The organism is Mesorhizobium sp. M1295, from assembly GCF_040318135.1.
Lineage (GTDB): Bacteria > Pseudomonadota > Alphaproteobacteria > Rhizobiales > Rhizobiaceae > Mesorhizobium.
The window spans coordinates 1-19,176 of record NZ_JAMYLU010000046.1; the positions used below are offsets into that span (position 1 = coordinate 1).

Below are 19,176 nucleotides of genomic sequence, written 5' to 3' on the forward strand. Positions count from 1 at the left end.
GAAAGTCGGCATTCTCGATCTGTGCGTCATAGCAAAGATTTGCAGCCCTGGCGCGGGCTTCGAAACGCTTCTGGCGGCGCATGGTAGCCTCGCGCTCGAGCAGCATGGCAAGCCATTCGCCATGCTCGAGGCTGCGTGCTTCGGATTGTCGGTCGAGTTCCTGGAAGCGGTGGCCATGCCATAAAGGCCGAGTTCGCGCAGCATGTCGATGGTCGGATGGATGAGCATTGGTGTGTCTCCTCAATGGAAGTAATCAGGGCCACGCAGATTGGCGTGATCGATGATGGCGGTCGGTTCGGTGGAATGCCTTGCGGCCTTGTGATTGGCGATAAGCGAGGCAATGCTCTTGCAGTTCAGGCCACCGATCTCGACAGCGCGGGCTGACACAGCTTCGGCGCGATCGCGTGTGACATCGCGAAACAGGCGCAGGACACCCAGGCATGTTCGAAAGCCTTGTTCAGGATGTGGGCGGCTGGCGAGGATTGCGACAATCAAGCCTTCCGTCTCGGGGCCGACGGATGCGGCCCAGCGACGGAAGCGATCTGGCGTCCACTCGGCATAGCGCCGGTGGGAGCTGGGCATGTGATCCGGATCGGTTCAATGGCGAGGACCGCCATAGCGGCGCTGATGCACCGCGACGCGCTTGCCGCGGTGGAAGATCTCGATGGTGCGTGCCGTTGCTCTCAGATCGACCTGCTGGCGAATGAGGCTGTGCCGCACGGAATAAAAGAAGGTCTTGAACTCGACGTGGTAATCCGTCGAGACGCGGGCCAAACGCCATTCGGCGAATTCGTAGTCTTCGCTCGGAAAGCTTGCCAGCGCAGCACGCTCGACGCTCTCAAACAATTGCCGGCGACTGGGCAATAAGTTCAATGGTTTGGCGTTTATGGACGGAAACTAGCCCGTTTGATGCACAGCGATCGGCTTTCGGCGGCCTGACGGTCATCTGGTTAGCGTTGCGGTGCCTTTTGACGAGCTTCATCGGCGCCGGGATTGATCCGTCGTGATGGCAGGCGGGGGTTTGCGGGTTGCGGTCGGCGGGTTCGTTTTCGAGGCGTCAGCGCCCCGTCGGCTACGTCACGAGCCGCGGGATGCGGTCGAGCACGATGCGGAGGATGCGCTGGTCGGGGCAGGATGTCGGCAGGTGCAAGCGGATTTGCGTCTTCATCTCGACCACCCGCGCGGCGATCTTGATGAGGCGCAAACGCAGCGTGTCGAATTGGGCGACGGCAAAGCTGGAACGCTTCGGGATCGCGGCGCGCAGGCCCCACATCATCCAGTAGGCGCCGGCATGCAGGAACAGCCGGAACTGGTTGGCTGTGGCTCTGGTGCAGAATGTGCGGTCGGCGGCGAGATGCGTCTTCCACGATTTGATGTGGTTCTCGGCCGCTCCGCGCCGGCAGTAAAGGTCCGCGTAGAGCGCCTTGGCCTTGCCACCGGCCAGATTGGTGACGATGAAGCGGGTGTCAGTACCTTTGGGCACTGACCTCGACGCGGGCGATGATGCGCTCGACGCGGCTCCAGCTGGCGGCGCCGTCAAAGAACTCCTTGAAGCGGCGGACCTTGTTCGTTTTGTCCCCGACGCCTCAAAACGCGTCAGCGTGCTGGCTTCCAGATCCGCGACATGCTTGCGCAGCGTCGTGGTGGGCGCCAGCCCGCGATGAAGTCGACATCGTTGGCGCGGCACCAGTCGATGACCGGTGGACTGCAATAATGGCCGTCGGCCCTGATCAGGATCCGTGTGTTCGGCCAGTTGCTCCGGATCGCCCGCACCAGGCGGCGCAGGTGGGGGCGGATCTCAGCCCCGCTCGGTCGCTTGGCCGGCCGAAGAACCGCACGGACGAACCGGCCGTCGCCATCGAACGCCACGATCGGCTGGAAGCCGTATTCGTCGTAATGGGCGTTGAACAGGCGTAATTGCTGGCCGCCATGCACGGCATCAAAGGTGTCGTCAATGTCGAGCACGATCCGCTTCGGCACCTGCCGGAACGAGGCGCAGTAGAGGTCGACCATCGCCCGCCCCATGGCGACCAGCTCCCGCACACCGGGCAGGTTCTCCAGCCTGCACATCATCGATTGGGAGGCCAGATCCCGACCCGACGGCAGCGCGTCCTGGGCCATCTTGAAGACCGGATCGGAGCGCAGCCGGTTGGCGTCGTTGCCATCCTCATAGCCGGCGGCGATCATCTTCATGCGAAAGCCGATTATGTCGGCCAAGCTGTGGGCGGTCTGGCCCGGACAGCGCGGATCGTCGATGCAGCGCGCCAGACGCTCGGCCACCCGCAGCCGCTTTTCCACCTCTGCCAGAGCGAGAATACCGCTGTTGGACGACAGCATGCCGCCGTCGAAACGGACGACGACGGACTTGCCGCCGACAGATGACAAACTGCTCAGCGGCAGCGTAACATTGTTCATGGCGGGTGTGGTCTCCGGGAAATGATTCGGATCGGCTTTAGCAACCAAATCCTACGTCATTTCAATGGCTTGCACTACATCCGCCAACCCACCATGAATTTTCCGGGCTAGCTAGTGGCGAGCGGTCAAGGCGGGACCACCGCCTCACGGGCCGCTACTATGAGGCGGAGCCTTTGAACTCGTTGCTTTGCGCCAACTATCAGCATAGCGCGTCTTCTCAATTTCATCCGTCAGGTAAATCGTCCAACCAGAAGGCACCCTCGCGGTACGGCCGGGAAAAGATTCTTCCGATCTTTTCCGGAGCCTTATTTTGATGATATCGCATATAGACGCGACCATCGGCTCCAAGGTCGAGGATTTCGATTTTTCCTGTGTAATGCGACATGATGTACCTGAATGTCTTTTGAATGCCGCTCAGCCGTTGGTTGATGCCCTGCGCAATCTCTAAACCACGGCGAATTGGAACTTGGAAATGCGAGGCACCTTTCACCGGCCTGGCTTGAAAGAGGTAATAAGGACGGATGCCCATTTGGTAACATTTGGCAAAGGTCGCAGCCAATATTTCAGAATCATCGTTGACTTTCGCGAGAAGCACGGACTGGTTGAAGAACTGCACACCATGCGCACGCAATGAGCATACATTACGCTCCGCCTGGACCGAGATTTCGCCGATGTGGTCAAAATGCGTGACGATCACTGCGGCCTTACGCGCTGTATGTATCCGTCGGAATAAGGCTACTAGAGCGGGATCCTCGAACCTCTTGGGGGCGTAGGCCAGCATTTTTGTGCCAAAACGAATGGAATTCAAATGTGGGAACGGCAGCAGGTGATCAAGAATTTCGTGGAGCCTGCCGGTGCTGAGCATGAACGGGTCACCTCCCGATATCAGCACGTTCGTCATCTCAGGATGGCCTCTGATATAGCGCGCGACCTGCTCCAAGTTAGTTACGATTTCATCTGAATCCTTCCCAACAATGCGCTTGCGAAAGCAATAACGACAGTATGAAGCGCAGCGGTCAGTTGCTAGCAACATCCCGGTCTGGGCGTACTTGTGCTGAAACCCGGGCAAGACCGTGTTGTCGTGCTCGCCGCTCGTATCTAGACTGCCAGGACTTTCGAACTCTTCCAATGACGGTTCGACGATGAATTTTAGATGGTCGTAATAATTACTGTTGATGATCTGCTCAATATAGCTTTTTGTGACGCGATAGCGGGTGATGCTGTGAGCTTCTAACTCAACTGGCGTCACCGCGCGAGTTCCCTGGATGAAATTCATGATGCGGGCGCGCGCTGTGGAGTCGAGCCGGTGAGCGGAGCCGCACTCAACGGTGAAGATTTTATAAGATTGTTTTGGATCCTGCGAGCGGGCTTCAAATTAGATCCCCTTTGTCTTAGAAGCGCGAGGTGTAATGGCGTAAACGTTTCGCCACCATGCATCTGCAATTGGCGTGCCACCAAGGCCGACTTGCAGGAAGAGAGGCGAAACCAAGTGTTTACACCGTGGCGATGAAATGCTTGCGTTTCAGAGTGTCAGGTTCAGAACAGAAAACGTCCTCAGAGCGGACACTAGTAACACCCAAAAGGCGATCAAATAATGAGTGATCGCAGCTATGCTGAACGGTTCGGGCGCCTTCGGGCGTACGAAACATGCAGGAACCCGCGGTCCGTGCGCGGTGGGTGTGCCAGCGTTTTTCGAGAACGTCCGCGTGGGCGCTGATGGCTGGTCGAACATGCGGCTTCCGGGCCACGTCGGAGAGCTTCTTGCGGTGATACCTACGGACTTCACGTTCCCGACGACCGGCGCCGTAGCGATGCGCGCGTACCTTCGCGTGACCCGCGCCGGTGTGGCGCGGTCGTGCTAGGTGCGGGCCATGCCAAGTCATGGGTCGTTCTCCAGGTTTGTCGCTGTTTGCCTTGGCGGTTCGCGCGGCTGCCTGCACCATTCGAACACCTCGTAATACGGCCGCCGCAGTATGGGCACCGGACGGTCGTCCGGTTCCGCCGATTGATCGTTCGTGGCGGGAGGCGGACACCAGCAGTTCGTGGACAAGCGCGAGGCTATCGTTGCGGGCCGAGCCGGCGAGCAGGCCGTAATGACGGATGCGGTGGAGCAGGAACCGGCGAATGAGCTCGTCGGTAGCTGTTTAGTCCCGGCATTTGATGGGTGGGATCGAGTCGGAACCGTTCGGGCTCTTTTGCCCAGATTTTGCAGATGAATTCGTAGGGTGTGAGGCCCTTGAGGTCTTAAGCCGGCGCGCGAAATTGTAGGCTAAGATGAAGTCGGCGAGATGCCGGCGCAGTTGATCGTGATCGTCATAGTGGAAGCGCTTGACGGTAGCGTCCTTGATGGTCCGATTCATCCGCTCGACCTGGCCGTTCGTCCAGGGATGGTTGATCTTTGTGAGCCGGTGCTCGATGCCATGTTCGTTCGCAGATGCCGTCGAAGATGTGCTGGAGGGCATGCCGGTCGGAGGTCCGGTTGGTGAACTGAATGCCGTTGTCGGTCAGAACGGTATGGATGGCGATAGGGCACGGTCGCGATCAGGTAGCGAAGGAATTGGGCCACCGCCATCTTGCCCGCCGTCGGGTGCAATTCCGCATAGGCGAATTTCGACGTCCGATCGATGGCCACGAAAAGGCGCAGCTTGCCCTCGGCGGCCTACGCCGATCAGATTGATTTGTCGGTCATAACCCTCATCGCACAATCAAAGCGGTCGAGAGCGGACGAGAGCGGACGATGATAAATCCCGCCCTTATTCAGAAGCGCCCAAATGATCCTGGCCATCTTGTTGGCCAACGCGACAGCGGCCACCTTGAAGGGGCGCCTGGCGAGTAGCCCTTTCAGCCAAGGTCGTGCCCGATCATCGTTCCGGGCAATCCGCAGAACGGCTGTCGCCTCGAGGACCAGGAGAACGCGGAGCTCGGGATTGCCCATTTTAGAGATCCCGCCCAATCGCTCCTTGCCTCCGCAGGAATGGGGCCTCGGTGTCAGTCCCACCCAGGCGGTGAAGTGGCGCGCCGATTTGAATCCGCCGGGATACGGGACCACCCCGGGGATCGTCGTCAGTCAGCGCATATCTTCGTCGCGCTTCGCCTCCGTAACGATGGCACGTTCGAGCTCGTTGATCTGATCAGCCAGGGTGTTGATCTGATCCGCAACCGCCGTCAAGGCGAAGCGTGCCGCTGCGGGCGGCCGAGTCTTCACCTCCCGCACGATGGCCATCAGCGCCGCAACGCTGGGAAGGCGCCAGCCGCGATGATACCCAGTTCGGCCAGATGTGCACGCAAGGCGTTGACCGACTGCGTTCTCTGTTGGACCAAAAGAGCACGCGTTTTCAGCACCATTGCGTCTGCTTGCTGTTCGGCGGTCTTGATGGGACGAAGCGCATGTCTTGCGGATTACTGCCTTGCTGATGGCCTCCGCATCGGCCGCGTCCGTCTTGCCGCGCTTGACGAAAGGTTTGACGTAGGCCGGTGGGATCAGGCGTACATCTGGCCGAGGTTCGCGATCTCACGCGCCCAATAGGGAGCGCCACCGCATGCCTCCACGCCAACCAGGCATGGAGACAGTTTTTCGAAGAAGCGCAGCACTTCGCTGCGACGCAGTTTCTGATTAAATAGGGGGCGAGCCTTCGATATCGGCCCCGTGAACCTGGAAAACGTACTTGGCCAAATCCAGCCGATGGTGCTAACATGCTTCATGGAACGGTCCCTCCTTTGTGGCGTTCGAGCAACGACCACGTTTTAGCACTAGATGCTTTCGGACCGGGCCGTTCCACCTCATCACATCAGGTCGCCGCCCGTAGCGGCTGCACCACTGTCTCGATTTCGGCGGGCAAGGGCTCAGAAGGGGGAGACCATTCTTGTAGGTAGCTTGCTTTGAGCCATGGACTGTGACGTCCCCCTATCCCGATCAATCCCCCTCCGATTCTGTCAAAAACAGAACCGCTCTAATGCCTGAAGCTATTCCCAACCTAGGGCCTGATCAGCCCTGACGGATCCAGGGGACGAACCGCCTCGCGGCGCCGCCCCTCCCACACCACCGGGCATACGGATCACCTACCACGGCGGTTCGACCGGATTAAGCTTCACCGGACGGACCAGGCCGCCCTCCATCACCCCCCCATTGAGGAATGCACGGATGAGTTTGAGCGCACGCTTATCGGACACCCTGGCGGCGACGCGCGCCATCAGGCTATCATGATTAACCCGGTCGAAAAATCTTTCGAGGTCGAGGTCAACCACGTAGCTGTAACTTCGGCAATGTAGCAGCATTGCGCTTGGGCTACTGCCTGATGGGCAGAGCGTCCCGGGCGGAAGCCGTGCTGTGCGGGCTTGCTGGATCAGTCTGTCGACGACGCAAGGCACGCCGAGTTTTCTGACCCCGCCGTCCGGCTTGGGGATTTCGACCCGCTTGACCGGCTGCGGCTGATAGGTTCCCTCAACACGGATGCTTGGCCAGCGCTCACGCAGGTAGCCCTTGGCGTCGTCGATGGTCATCCCATCCACGCCTGGGCTACCCTTCGAACGCGTTTCCACGCTGTTTCCAGCTTCTCTCGGCTACATACCGTCTCCATCAGCTGTCCCGTCCAAGCTGGGCTTTCGAGAGTTGTGTGCGTCAAGTTCTGCAAAATGGCGTGGCATTGCGGTGACGTCGGCGTGTCCGCCGCGCAGCCCCCTGTCGCCGGCCACGCAACGATCCTACGTACACGCGGTGACGAAGTTTTCCCGTCATATCGGCCGCTCTCCGGACCGGCTTGGCCTTGAAGACGTCCCGCTTTCCAGGTGCATCTGGTCTCGACCGGGATCTCGTGGCACTGCCCTGAACCAGACGGTGTGGGCACTGCGGTTTCCGGAACGGATCGTTATGCCCGCGCGCCGCGCACGCTGCCGGTCGTGCTGAGCGCCGACGAGGTTGTCCGCTTTCTTGAGGCGGTGCCGAGCCTGAAGACGCGGACGGCCTTGACCACGGCCTACGCTGGCGGCCTTCGCGCTTCGGAGAACGTGGGGCTGAGGGTCGGCGACATCGACAGCGGACGCGGCGTGATCCGGATCGAGCACGGCAAGGGCCGCAAGAATTGCACCGTGATGTTGTCGGCGCAGCTTCTGCGCATCCTGCGGATTTACTGGCGGCCGCCGAAGCCGCAGGACTGGCTGTTTCCCGGGCGCGGTGCCGATCGCCCTATCGATGTGCAGGTGTTGTATTCGGCCTGTCGCTCGGCGCGTACGGCCGCCGGCATCGACAAGCGGGTGACGGTCCACACGCTCACAGCTTCGCCACCCATCTTCTGGAACGCAACGTCTATATCAGCGTCATCCAGGTGCTGCTCAAAACAACGACAAACTGCCCGCCAACAAACCGGATGAAGGGCGGATTCACTATCCATTTCATCCGCTGTCGAAGTGCCGGGACAGGCATTCGCTGGAGATGACATTGATGAATTCTGGGCCGATCCCCTTAATGCCGAGCAACATCGTTGCGGGTTCGGTCAGGGCCGCTTTGTCCTGCGCCAGACCCGCGTCACGTTCGGCCTCCACCGTCTTGATCTGTTCTATCAGTAATTCGAGGCAGCCGAGTTCGCGAAGAAGCTGGGCCTTGATCTGCCGGGGCAGGTCGAGGCCATCACCCGTGCGGAGCGCCTTAAGGCGCTCGCGCGCCGTCAGATGCGGGATCGAGGGCTGTAGGGCATAGAGGCAATCATCCAGCGCCAGCAACGTGTGCTTGCGAAAGGCGACGATCACCGCTTCCTCTTCGAGCGACAGCACTGTCGATCTTGGTTTCTTCGGGCCGGTGGGAAGATCGGCGGTCGAGGTCCGGTTCCCCCACTTTCTAACGGTCTTCTGATCGATGCCGTAGCGCTTGGCCAGCGCTCTCAGGCTCTCTTGACTATGCTGTATCGCTCGACGGACTGCCTCTGTCGTGGCGCGGCGGTGTAGAACCTGTCCCATAGCGCATCAGGTCGCAGCCGTGGCGGTCGCCCGCAAGCTCGCGGTGTTGATCTGGCATCTGCTGACAAAGGAGCAAGACTACTTCTGGGCTCGCTCGGCGCTGGTGGCGGCAAAGCAGAGGCGCCTCGCTCTCAAGGCTGGGGCGCCGGGCGAGCGCGGTGTCGGTCGCCGCGGTTCGGCTTACGCCTACAACGTGCAGGAATTGCGAAACAGCGAGAAAGCCGCGGCCGAGAATGCCGAGCGTGCCTACGAGTTGATGGTTCGGTATTGGCGGCCACGCGGGCCGAAGCGGCGCACGGACGCCACAAAGGAGGAACGACTATAACGGCTGCGTGGCGGCACTCTCATCCTCTAGATGCCGTAATGGGCCGGCGCTCCTCGCGACTGTCCCTCAGAGTGATGGTGTTGAACGGGGTCCGATTGTGTCGGCCCCAAGCATCAAGCGAGGGACAACCATGGACTATTATGCAGGAATTGATGTGTCGCTGGAACTGAGCAGTGTTTGCGTGGTGGATTCATCGGGCAAGATCGTGCGAGAGATGAAGGTGGCGAGCGAGCCAGAGGCACTGTTGCAGCATTTTGCCGATCTGGGATTGCCGGTCATCCGCGTCGGCCTTGAGGCGGGCCCACTGTCGCAGTGGTTGCGCGAGGGTTTTGGTCGACGCCGGCTTTGAGGTGGTGTTGCTGGAGACACGGCGTGTGAAGGCGGCACTGTCGGCGATGCCGGTGAAGACGGATCGCAAGGATGCCCGCGGGATCGCGCAGTTGCTGCGCATGGGCTGGTACCGTCCTGTGCACGCCAAGTCTGCAGATGCCCAGGAGGTGTGGGCACTGCTGGTCGGCCGCAAGCTGTTGCAGGCCAAGTTGCTCGACGTCGAGCTCAGCATACGCGGAATCTTACGCGGTTACGGGCTCAAGGTTGGCGAGGTGAGCCGGGGGGCGTTTCGAGGCGCGCATTCGCGAACTCATCGAAGGCCACGACATGCTTGCGACGGTGATCGGCGCGATGCTGGAGGCTCGGGCCGCATTGTGGAACGAGTTTACCCGGCTGCACCGCGCGATGCTGAAGATCGCCCGTGCCCATCCTGTCTGCCAGCGGCTGATGAGCGCGCCCGGTGTCGGGGCTCTGGTTGCAGTCACCTATCGTTCGGCGGTCGACAATCCGGGGCGGTTTGCAAAATCCCGAACCGTCGGTGCGTACTTCGGACTGACGCCCAAAAAGTATCAATCCGGCGAGACCGACATCGACGGCGGCATCACCAAGGTCGGCGGATGGAATGGTGCGAACCGCACTCTATGAAGCGGCGCATATCATGTTGACGCGCGCCAGGCGGTTCTCGCCCCTGATCGCTGGGCGGTGGACGTGGCCAAGCGGCGCGGCATGAAACGGGCAAAGGTGGCGCTGGCCCGCAAGCTCGCCACCGTCCTTCACCGCATGTGGGCTGATGCCAGTCAGTTCCGTTGGGGCAAGGACACCGTCACCGTGTAAAGGAGGAACAAGGCAGCGAGGCAGGCCGCCAGAGGCACTGCTTCTTCGAGGTCCCGTCGCTGGGACGAGGGCTTGGCAAGGTCGGGAGTAGTGCTGTGAAAGCTTCGGCAATCACGCGTCCTAGATTGACCTGCCGGGTTAAGGATCTGATGGCATGATGTGGCAGTCTTGGTGCTGACCACGGACAGAAGCATGATCCCAGCGGCGTGATGATCACTCGAAGGGACTTGACGAGTAAGGACCCCTTACAGAAGCACCACTCTTTGCCACGTCCGTGCCGGACAAACATAGCATAAGGAATGTGCCGGCACGACCGCCGCCTCGGTCCCGCTCCAGACTGGCGCCGCACTCGACGCAGTCAAGGCGTGGCCTGGAAACCTTGCAGCCGGCCGTGCCGCCATCGCACCGGCCAACCTTGACTGCGTCTCAACACGCTCGCACGGAAAATCCTGTGGGCCGGGACGAAGAAACACGCTCACCTGAGCCGAACAAAGAAGCGCACAGGAATCGAAAAAGCCGAAATCAGGCTTGTCGATGTCATCCGTTGTGTAGGTGATGGGGCGACGCTTTCGGGAAATGCGAAGAACGGCACGACATGGAGCCAGTTGCGCCGCCAGCTCTGAGCGATCGCCGGATAACGTTGGCCCCAGTAGCCGGCGTCGAAGGCATCGAGCGCGGCCAGGGCGACTTCGGCGTCCTTGGCCCGGTATATCGCCCGCAGCGCCGGCACGACAGACTTGCGATCCTTCCAGGATACGAACTCCAGCGAGTGGCGGATCAGATGCACGATGCAGGTTTGCACGAATGCGGGAATACCGCGTTGATCGCTTCTGGAAAGCCCTTCAGGCCGTCGACGACGGCGATCAGGATCTCGGCGACACCTCGGTTCTTCAACTCGTTCATGACGCGCAGCCAGAATTTGGCGCCTTCCGTCTGCTCAATCCAGATACCTAATATCTCCTGCCGCCGTCGGGCAGGATGCCGAGCGCAATGTAGATCGCCTTGTTGCGGACGAAGCCCTCGTCACGGACCTTGACCCGGATGGCGTCGAAGAAGACCAAGGGAAAGCAGGCGTCCAACGGCCTGTTCTGCCATTCGGCGACCTCCTCGAGCACAGCGTCGGTGACGGCCGAGATCAGGTCCGGCGACACGTCGATGCCATAGAGTTCCTCCAAGTGACCGCGGATCTCGCGCACGCTCATGCCGCGCGCATACATGGATACGATCTTGGCGTCGAAATCGGGAAAGCGGCGTTGATACTTGGCGATCAACTTCGGGTCGAAGGAGCCGGCACCGTCACGGGGGAGCGAAAGTTCGAGCTTCGATGTGCCCGTCAGAACCGTCTTCTTAGAATGTCCGTGGCGGCGGTTGCTAGCCCTTCGGCTTGCTCCTCGTCAAGATGATCATCCAGTTCGGCGTTCAGTATCCGCTCCGAAAGCGCCTTCTTCAGATCGTCGAGCAACCGTCCTTGGCAAACAGCTCCTGTGGGTCGCGTCCAGCAAGCAACCGGTCCACAAGTTCCTTCTCAATGGCCATGCGATGATTCTCCTTTCCATCATCGTGGCCTCACGCACAAGATCCCTGACCATCCCTGAGTCATGACGAAACCCAGCCGCAATGTGCGCTCATCGATTCGACCGGGAGGGGTCACGCTCTGGCCGATCTCTTCCAGCGGACGGACCCGACCGCGCAGGTTTTCTACGGGCCGGGGAACTCGTCGGTTTGTGGACGAGCGTATCTGCACCGTGCCTGAGATTTCGCTAGACTAAGTCTAGGTGATGTGCATCGTTCCGATTAGCGCGTCGCACTCGTCTGGTGCGGCGTGCACGCGCCATTCGACGCGGTCAGGGAAAAGCGCGAAGACGCTCGTGGCGACTGTCTGGCCGCTATCCTCGTTTCGGTCATTGTCGCAATGGATCGGGGTGGTCTTGTCGAAGAGCACTACCTCCGCACCGCCCGCGAGCGCGCCTTCTGCGATCATCCGGTCCGCTGCCGCCTGCCGCCTGCTGGAAGAGAGGGTGATTGTCTGCTCCAGTCCGTCGAATTCCCCGAAGAGCAGGTGGTTGGCGTGGGCTCGAGGCGAGGCGGCCTCTCGAACGGCGCACCCCGAGGCGGGCGCCTCGACAGAGGCGAGCCGGCGCGTCTTCGCTTCACCGAGATTGTGATGGAAGCCGCTCGCGCGGTCCCTGCGTTTCAGGATCTCGATCGCTTCGTCCAGCCCTCCCGTGTCGAGGATCGCGCGGCAGATGATCTGCCGCGGTACGCCAGGCTGAAGATCGTGGGCGCTGATGTTGTTGACAGTCTGGACGAGCCCGGCCTTGTTTAGGCCGAATGTGTGCCCCGGCAGCATGCCGGGGTACATGAAGCTGCTCCAGACTCGACCCTCGTCGCCCTCAACCTCGACCCAAAGACAGGCGCCGAGGAACTCGGCCGCGCCGTCTTCGTTATGGGCAATGACCGCCGGGGCATCACTTTCCAACGGAATGAGGAGCGAGGTGCAGCCTGTGGCAGCGAGAGCTTTCGTTGCCGGGGAGACGTCCTCAGGAAGCCGTAGGTCGCCGCGGCAGTTCCAGAGGAAGACACGTTCGAAATCCTGCCCGGCGCCCGCGGCGATCCCCTCGATTTCGCGCACAAAGCGGGGGTAGGCCGCGCGGGCAGCGGTTTCCAGCGTCTTCAGATAGTCTGATCCGCGCCAGCGGGCGTCCAGAGCCCGATACTCCTCAGTACCCAGGACGCGCTCGCGGAAACCAGAGGCGCTGGCCTGTCCTAGCGCGAACCCGATCGAGAAGGCGTCGCCCTTGGCACGAATGCGGGAGATGGGATTTCTGGACATATGGCGGCTTTGCTTTCTGTGAGTCGCTGTTAAGTTTTGGATGACAAGCCGGAGCCTGCGCTCGCGCCGAGGCTGCGGACTGATGTGTTCGCCTCTAAAAGAGGTCCCATTTAGAACCCCGGAGCGACAGAGGTCCATTCTCATGCTGTGGTTGCTCCAACTACTGCGCTGCTGCGCGAAGACTCAAGGCGAACGGAACCACAACAGAACGGCGCCGCGCCTCAGCCAGGATTACCATAAGTTGATCTGGCAGCTCGTTGCACTGCTGGATAAAAGAAAACTTTGCACCATAAAGGGACTGGCGCCATGAACGAATATACTTGGCTCACCAAATCCACTATCTATTACTGTCGTCATACCACCAGCCAACAGCCATTGCTCAGTATTCATCACAGAAACTATCCCCCACCCACCTAGTTCGGTTTTGCTAAGGGGAGCCTCAGCTTCGTGAATGTAGCTGCGTTTGTGGGTCTTTTGCGCGAATTTTCCCTGTATCAATGCAGGAAATCGGCGTTCTCTCGCTGGCAACACACAAAAGGCGACGACTGCCGGTGACGCTGGAATTTTCTCAGTCTGCCGTGATCAACGCGGATCAGTCGGAAACACTCTAGATGTGAGCTTTTAGGAGGCTGTCCATTCGGCCCGTGCCGGGAAAGCCGAGGTTCTCGGAGGACCGAATGAACATCCATATGAATGCCCGGTTGACGCCGCGGCGTCGAGAGGAGATGGCCCGCGCCGTTGTTGAAGGCGGCTTCTCCAAAGCCCCAGCGGCGGGGACGACCACCACATCGACTGCCGGCGCCTTTTTCGGTCTGACGTTGCCCGGCGGTTTGTGCAAGTATCGATGATTGGTGGAGTAGCGGTGGCGCTTGAGAATGCCCTCCGCCCGAGGTGGTGAACGGTCGAGACGCACACGCCAAGCTGCTGGGCTACTTCCTCGCCGGTGAGCATGCCCCTCTTCCGCAGCCGTTCGTCCCGGCTCTTCACTCTATAAGTGCGGCGCACGAGCATGACCTTCTTCAGCGTGAAGTGTTCGCCGCGCCAGTTGCGATGCCCGAGTTCATTGAGGCGGGCGGCGATCTGCCGGTCGTTGTGGCGGTCCCCAACAGCTCGTTCAGCAACGCCAAGACCTGTGCCGGCGTCTTGCGTATCGCTGACATAGGCCGTGGTCTGGTCGCCGACAGGCTCTGCGTGCGCCCGCCGCGCCAACGTGGATGTTGACCTGCTCGTCGACAGCGTCACGTCTTCGATGAAGGCCGAGCATGCGCTTGCGTTCGACGGCACCGGTGCGCTCGTCGTTCCAGATGCGCGGGAAATCGGCGGCCAGCGCCCTGGTGCGCTCTGCGCGGGCTCGTCCAGAGCGGTCGGTCTCGTGACGGCGTTCTCCAGAAGGAAGTGAGAGCCGGCGTGCGGCAGCGCAAGGGTTGGGGCTTAATCCATCTGCGGCGATCAAATGGGTACGCGTGGGAGCGTACGGGCAGCCGCAACCCGTGGCACGGGCGGCCACAGCTGCTGGAAGCCCGATACCGCGGTGCTGAGCCGCTAGTTCCGCCGTACGGCATCATGTTCAGAAACGATGCTGGTCGCGCGAACAAGATCGCCCTGAGATAAGCCGCCGCGGCAATAGCGCAGCCAGCCTCACTGAGACCGGCCCATCTCGTCCAAATCGTGTGCTCCGGACGCTGCGTGCCGCAACAACCGGTACGCCATTCGGCCGGGCGATCATCAGCCATGGGCCGCCTAGAACGCATCCGCTTCCGCCGTCACGGACCGCACCAGAAGCCGACGCGCGCCTTCGCGCAGAACCGCGTCAGAGAAACGTCGAGCCTCTTGTATCTGTCCTTCGAAAGCATTTTGCAGGGTCTCCCCGCCTCGATACGCTGCCTTCCTCAAATCACCCAAGTTCCGCAATAGCTCGCGAGTGCGCGCTACCGGCGGTTGAACCAGCCTGACAAGGAACGCAAATGAATTTGCAGAATCTTCACAATCGCAAATCGCCGACAATGGTACGTTCAAAATTAATTCTGGGATCAGGCACGCTGAAAAAAGGGCTAATGCAGATTACGGTCAGACGGCCGCACAGCACGCAACGGAGATCAAGCCAATGGAAAGAAGAGCGTTCATTCTGGTTGAAGGTACAAAATGGGATGGTCTGCGATACGTCCAAGCGGCCCAGCGTCTCGGTCTTCATCCAATTACGCTCTCGGCTGATCCATCTCGGTACGACTACCTAGCGGCGGAAGGGATGCAGACAATCCGTGTCGATACAGACAACCTCGACGCTCTGATCCGCGAATGTTCTCGGCTAGGTGAGAGCTACAGCATTGCTGGCATCACGTCCGCCGCCGAGTCGGTCTATGCAACAGTTGGCAAACTCTGCCGGCATTTCGATCTACACGGACCAAATCCCGCATCGATTGAACGATGCTGCGACAAATTCACTCAACGTCAGCTCCTCGCGGAGGCCGGCATTCCAATCCCTTCTTATCGCTTGGCAGCGAATGCGGCGGAGGTTCAACGTGCTGCCGCGGAAATCGGCCTGCCGGTAATCCTTAAGCCCACCAAAGGTATCAACAGCATCGGTGTCCGATTGTGCCGGAATACCGATGAGTTAGCCGAACATACAATCCATCTGTTGGGCGGGAAGCACACATGGAGGTCTTCACCGCGAATACTGGTCGAAGAATTCGCGCAAGGCCCACTCTATAGCACTGACATAATGGGAAATGAAGCTATCGGGATTTGTGCCGCTGAGTTCGGCCTCCTACCGTATTTCGTCTATCGTGGGTTCACCCATCCGGCTCCGCTGACTGATGACGAGAATGAACGTATCATCGATGTTTCGCTGAGCTGTATGCAGGCTCTCGGCCTTGGCTGGGGGCCATCCTTCGTTGAAGCCCGGTGGACGAAACGCGGACCAGTCGTCATTGAAGTCAATCCGCGTCTTGCGGGTGGGCCCAATTCTCGGCTGATTCAGCGGGCGTACGGTGTGGATCTCGTTACCGAGCACATCAAGCTTGCGATCGGCGAGCAGTGGGATTTGCGCAAAAGGTATTCGCATTCTGCGGGCGTGCGGTTCCTGATCGCAGATCGCGATGGAACTTTGGATTGGATCAGTGGCGATAGTCAGGCGGCTGCCGTACCAGGTGTCGTCGAGGTCGAATTGTATGTTGAACCCAAGACCCCGATCGTCAGAAAAGGCGATTACCAAGACTATATCGGACATGTCATCGCCGCTTCACCAAGCCAAACTCGGACCGCGGCGATACTTGAGCGTGCTGTCGACTTAGTCAGTTGGTCGATCTCACCATTTTTGACCGCTGGCGAATAGGACAATCAAAAGCCTCTCCTGACGGAGGTGCTGCGTACGGTTCAATGAGACGGAACCTTTCGATTGCCGCCGTTCGTCGAGGGGATTCCGGCGCATGTTGACGACAAGATCGTATCGCGCGTCGGGCATCTGCGCGATCTGGGCGGCATCGATAGTGTCAGCGGACCTATCCAACGGTGAGGGGCGCCGTGCTCTTGACGTTATCACTGGGCGGTTAGGCCGCTCGATCCGAGTTCACAGCTGGTCTTCTTTGATTCTATCCAGGTCAAGATTCGCGATAAAAGGGACGGTCTGCAACAAGGCGATCCACATCGCGACGTGTGTGCGGATGGCGTAAAGGAAGTCCTGGGCTTGTGGCTCGACCAGAATGAAGCCACCCAGCCCAGCTGCGTGCATGAACTAGGTGAAGAGTCGTGGTTGACGAATTTGATCGCCTTGCGATGGACCGAAGGGCTTTCCCGCGGCGACCGAGATCTGTTTGGGTTGGGGTGCGCAAAAGGCCCCAGCGCAAGGAGATGGTGACCTCCTTGCAGACGGCGCCCCCAAAGGGTACTAGCGGCGCCTTCGTCTATATCCGTCAGTCGACGGCCGATCAGCTTATGCACAATCAGGAGTGCCGGCGCCGGCAATACGGGCTCGCTGATCGGCTCGCTCGATCCAGGGCACAGCTAATAGACGGGAACTTTAGGCGGTCAGCAGCATGCACCATGCGGGTGCATAAAGCGACCGACACACCGTCCGTATACGCATGCGCCCTCCTCAGGCATGGCGAGCTCAGCAACATCATCACAACGGGACATGGCCGCTCTTCTCGCGAATTTGAAGTACCTTCTGCTCGCGAGAAACATGACTGTTGCAGAAAATCTTAAATCTTTAACTCAACGAAGGCGCATCCGGAGTATTATGATTCCACGCTTAGACTTCGACCGTGCCGATTCCGTCAGCGCTCACAAGCATGATCTCGGCGCGCCAAGTGTGCTTCTGAGGGCTGTTGCGAAGCCCGATCGGCGACGGGAGCGACGTGGGCCGACCAGATTCGCCAAGCGGGAACCAGGTAACGCCGCCCCCGTCGACGGCTGCAAGCAAATTCGCCTCCATGAGCAAGAGACTCCCACTATGAACAAGAAATTTTCGCCTTCGAGTGACACAAGCATCGCGATATTCAAGCGCCTCGAGTCCGAGGTGCGTGGCTACATCCGGTCGTTTCCGGTCCTATTCGATCGCGGGGTCGGCACTACCCTGATAGATGCAGACGGTCGTGAATATCTCGACTTCTTCGCTGGGTCGGGCGCTCTCAATTACGGGCACAACAACCCAGCCTTAAAGAGGGCGTTGCTGGATTACATCGAGCGCGACGGAATCGTGCACGGGCTCGACCTTGCCACCATCGCCAAGAAGGCGTTCATCGAGGCCTTTGAGCGGTGGATTCTGAAGCCACGTGGTCTGAGCTACAAGCTGCAGTTTACTGGTCCCACAGGCACGAACGCGATCGAGGCGGCACTGAAGCTAGCTCGCCTAGTAACAGGCAGGGCTAATATCGTCGCATTTACCAATGCGTTCCATGGCGTTAGCGCTGGATCGTTGGCGACGACTGGAAACAAGAAGTACCGGACTGCTGCAGGTTTCCCGGTCGCACACGTGACATTTTTGCCCTACGATGGGTATCTCGGTCCTTCAGTGGACACGATTGATTACTTTGAGAAGCTGCTCAATGATCCGAGCAGTGGCCTCGATAAACCTGCCGCGGTCATTCTGGAAGTAGTCCAAGGTGAAGGGGGCATCAATCCCGCTAGCTTTCAATGGCTGCAGCGGCTGCGTGATCTGACCAAGCGGCACGAAATCTTGATGATCATCGACGATATCCAGGCCGGCGTCGGTCGCACGGGAACATTTTTCAGTTTTGAAGCGGCTGAGATCGTGCCGGACATCGTCACTCTGTCGAAGTCCTTGTCGGCGATCGGCACGCCGATGTCCCTCGTTCTTCTGAAGCCTGAACTGGACGTTTGGTCGCCTGGCGCGCACAGCGGTACGTTCAGGGGCAACAACCTTGCTTTCATCGCTGCTCGTGCGGCTCTTGAGACTTATTGGGCCGACTCCAAGTTCGAGGAAGAAATCGCACGCAAGTCCGCCATTCTGGCTGAGGAACTCAACTCAATCGCAAACGATTTCCCCAACCTTGGCCTGAGTGTACGGGGCCGCGGACTGATGTACGGACTCGTATTTCAAAAGCACCACTCATTACCTGTGCGAATCTCACGGGAAGCTCTTCGTCGCGGGTTGGTAATCGAGACCTGTGGCGGGCAGAATGAGGTACTGAAATTCCTTGTTGCTCTCACCATTGCCGAGGCTGACCTGCGCCGTGGTCTGTCAATCGTTCGCGACAGCATCGGCACGGTGCAGGACAGCATGCCGAAAGGCTCGCCGTGACGATGGCGAGAACACGCCAGCGCGCGCATCATAGCGGACTTATTTACCTGGCTCTAAAAAGAGCTGCGGTACGCCTCCGAGTACCTTGGCGCATTTATCGACCATATTGGTGCTGGCCCCGTTAATGCCGCGCTCCGTGCGCCGATGTATATGCGGTCCACGCCCGCTTCATGCGCCAGCGCTCCTCTCAAGCAGGCGCGATCGCGATTGTTGAACGGATCGGCATGCGGGCACTTCGGCACGAGGTGCGCCTGCAGGACGCCATATCGTTCTTCACGCGCGTGTGATGCCGCACGACCTGATTGCGCCGGCCGACCAGACGGCGAAGCTGCTCGGTCCGCTTGTCGGGAACCACACCTCCGGCAGAAAGCCGCGATACCGCGCGGCTGATGCGGTCTCGCGGGTGATTGCGAGGATCCCTGGCGCGCCCGAGCGCTGCGTGCATGTGGGTGACCGAGAGAGCGACATCGAGCTCTATTGCACCGCGCAGGACCTTGGTACGAGCTTCATCGTGCGGGTGCGGACGAACAGGCTGGCCGAGCGGCCTGCCGATGCTGCCCCACACGATTTGCTCATCGCGTCTTTGCCAAATTGCGGCGGCGCGCTGGGTGGGACGTCATCGCATTGCGGTCGGTCAGGACGAGACGACCTGGCTGCAGGTGAAGTTCGCCGCCATCAACACCTTGCCGCCGGTGGGCAAGCGCTACAGTCCGCAGGTTCTGGCTTACATCC

Annotated in this window: 10 protein-coding genes and 11 pseudogenes; 8 read left to right on the top strand and 13 right to left on the bottom strand. The window is 59.9% G+C overall.

The window, feature by feature from the left end:
* The 9 genes and pseudogenes from NKH29_RS31540 to NKH29_RS31580 form a co-directional block, all read right to left on the bottom strand.
* A pseudogene (locus NKH29_RS31540) lies at nucleotides 1-228 on the bottom strand (ATP-binding protein); the annotation flags it as partial.
* 12 nt (nucleotides 229-240) lie between these two features.
* Entirely contained in the window at nucleotides 241-582 is a 342-nt protein-coding gene (locus NKH29_RS31545) for a hypothetical protein (RefSeq protein ID WP_353001321.1), read from the bottom strand.
* A gap of 15 nt (nucleotides 583-597) precedes the next feature.
* The gene (locus NKH29_RS31550) at nucleotides 598-873 is read right to left on the bottom strand and encodes a Mu transposase domain-containing protein (RefSeq protein WP_353001322.1); all 276 of its coding nucleotides are present in this window, start codon (nucleotides 871-873) and stop codon (nucleotides 598-600) included.
* Nucleotides 874-1,072: 199 nt separating this feature from the next.
* Nucleotides 1,073-2,415, bottom strand: a pseudogene (locus tag NKH29_RS32775) (IS1380 family transposase).
* A 223-nt stretch (nucleotides 2,416-2,638) separates the two neighbouring features.
* On the bottom strand, nucleotides 2,639-3,691 hold the full coding sequence (locus tag NKH29_RS31565; RefSeq protein WP_353001325.1) for a KamA family radical SAM protein: 1,053 nt from the start codon (nucleotides 3,689-3,691) through the stop codon (nucleotides 2,639-2,641).
* Nucleotides 3,692-4,294: 603 nt separating this feature from the next.
* Nucleotides 4,295-4,556 (bottom strand): annotated as a pseudogene (locus NKH29_RS32780) (IS91 family transposase); the annotation flags it as partial.
* A pseudogene (locus tag NKH29_RS31570) lies at nucleotides 4,474-5,071 on the bottom strand (integrase core domain-containing protein); the annotation flags it as partial. The pseudogenes NKH29_RS31570 and NKH29_RS32780, both read right to left, overlap by 83 nt.
* A 12-nt stretch (nucleotides 5,072-5,083) precedes the next feature.
* A pseudogene (locus tag NKH29_RS31575) lies at nucleotides 5,084-6,117 on the bottom strand (IS110 family RNA-guided transposase).
* A 357-nt stretch (nucleotides 6,118-6,474) separates the two neighbouring features.
* Entirely contained in the window at nucleotides 6,475-6,915 is a 441-nt protein-coding gene (locus tag NKH29_RS31580) for a reverse transcriptase domain-containing protein (protein ID WP_353001326.1), read from the bottom strand.
* A 142-nt stretch (nucleotides 6,916-7,057) separates the two neighbouring features.
* On the opposite strand from NKH29_RS31580, the pseudogene NKH29_RS31585 reads away from it, so the two are divergent.
* Nucleotides 7,058-7,745: pseudogene (locus NKH29_RS31585) on the top strand (tyrosine-type recombinase/integrase); the annotation flags it as partial.
* Between the two features lie 328 nt (nucleotides 7,746-8,073).
* On the opposite strand, the pseudogene NKH29_RS31590 reads toward NKH29_RS31585, so the two are convergent.
* A pseudogene (locus tag NKH29_RS31590) lies at nucleotides 8,074-8,364 on the bottom strand (IS481 family transposase); the annotation flags it as partial.
* 19 nt (nucleotides 8,365-8,383) lie between these two features.
* Between NKH29_RS31590 and NKH29_RS31595 the strand changes: the two are divergent.
* Nucleotides 8,384-8,689, top strand: a complete 306-nt coding sequence (locus NKH29_RS31595; protein WP_353001327.1) for a hypothetical protein — start codon at nucleotides 8,384-8,386, stop codon at nucleotides 8,687-8,689.
* Nucleotides 8,690-8,819: 130 nt separating this feature from the next.
* A pseudogene (locus NKH29_RS31600) lies at nucleotides 8,820-9,853 on the top strand (IS110 family RNA-guided transposase).
* Between the two features lie 562 nt (nucleotides 9,854-10,415).
* On the opposite strand, the pseudogene NKH29_RS31605 reads toward NKH29_RS31600, so the two are convergent.
* Together NKH29_RS31605 and NKH29_RS31610 are read right to left on the bottom strand one after the other, a co-directional pair.
* Nucleotides 10,416-11,389 (bottom strand): annotated as a pseudogene (locus tag NKH29_RS31605) (IS256 family transposase); the annotation flags it as partial.
* Between the two features lie 235 nt (nucleotides 11,390-11,624).
* A complete protein-coding gene (locus tag NKH29_RS31610; RefSeq protein WP_353001328.1) occupies nucleotides 11,625-12,686 on the bottom strand; it encodes a C45 family autoproteolytic acyltransferase/hydrolase in 1,062 nt (353 codons plus the stop codon).
* A 677-nt stretch (nucleotides 12,687-13,363) separates the two neighbouring features.
* On the opposite strand from NKH29_RS31610, the pseudogene NKH29_RS31615 reads away from it, so the two are divergent.
* The 5 genes and pseudogenes from NKH29_RS31615 to ectB all read left to right on the top strand — a co-directional run.
* Nucleotides 13,364-13,459: pseudogene (locus NKH29_RS31615) on the top strand (IS481 family transposase); the annotation flags it as partial.
* 437 nt (nucleotides 13,460-13,896) lie between these two features.
* On the top strand, nucleotides 13,897-14,085 hold the full coding sequence (locus tag NKH29_RS31620; RefSeq protein ID WP_353001329.1) for a hypothetical protein: 189 nt from the start codon (nucleotides 13,897-13,899) through the stop codon (nucleotides 14,083-14,085).
* Nucleotides 14,086-14,790: 705 nt separating this feature from the next.
* Nucleotides 14,791-16,017: an ATP-grasp domain-containing protein gene (locus tag NKH29_RS31625; protein ID WP_353001330.1), complete on the top strand. Its 1,227-nt coding sequence runs from the start codon at nucleotides 14,791-14,793 to the stop codon at nucleotides 16,015-16,017.
* 216 nt (nucleotides 16,018-16,233) lie between these two features.
* Nucleotides 16,234-16,539: pseudogene (locus tag NKH29_RS32785) on the top strand (hypothetical protein); the annotation flags it as partial.
* A 594-nt stretch (nucleotides 16,540-17,133) separates the two neighbouring features.
* Complete coding sequence (ectB, locus tag NKH29_RS31635; RefSeq protein WP_353001331.1) at nucleotides 17,134-18,444, top strand: diaminobutyrate--2-oxoglutarate transaminase; 1,311 nt, start codon at nucleotides 17,134-17,136, stop codon at nucleotides 18,442-18,444.
* 187 nt (nucleotides 18,445-18,631) lie between these two features.
* Here ectB and NKH29_RS31640 read toward each other — a convergent pair whose 3' ends face one another.
* Nucleotides 18,632-19,009 (bottom strand): hypothetical protein, encoded by a 378-nt coding sequence (locus NKH29_RS31640; protein ID WP_353001332.1) that lies wholly within the window; start codon nucleotides 19,007-19,009, stop codon nucleotides 18,632-18,634.
* Between the last annotated feature and the right edge of the window lie 167 nt (nucleotides 19,010-19,176).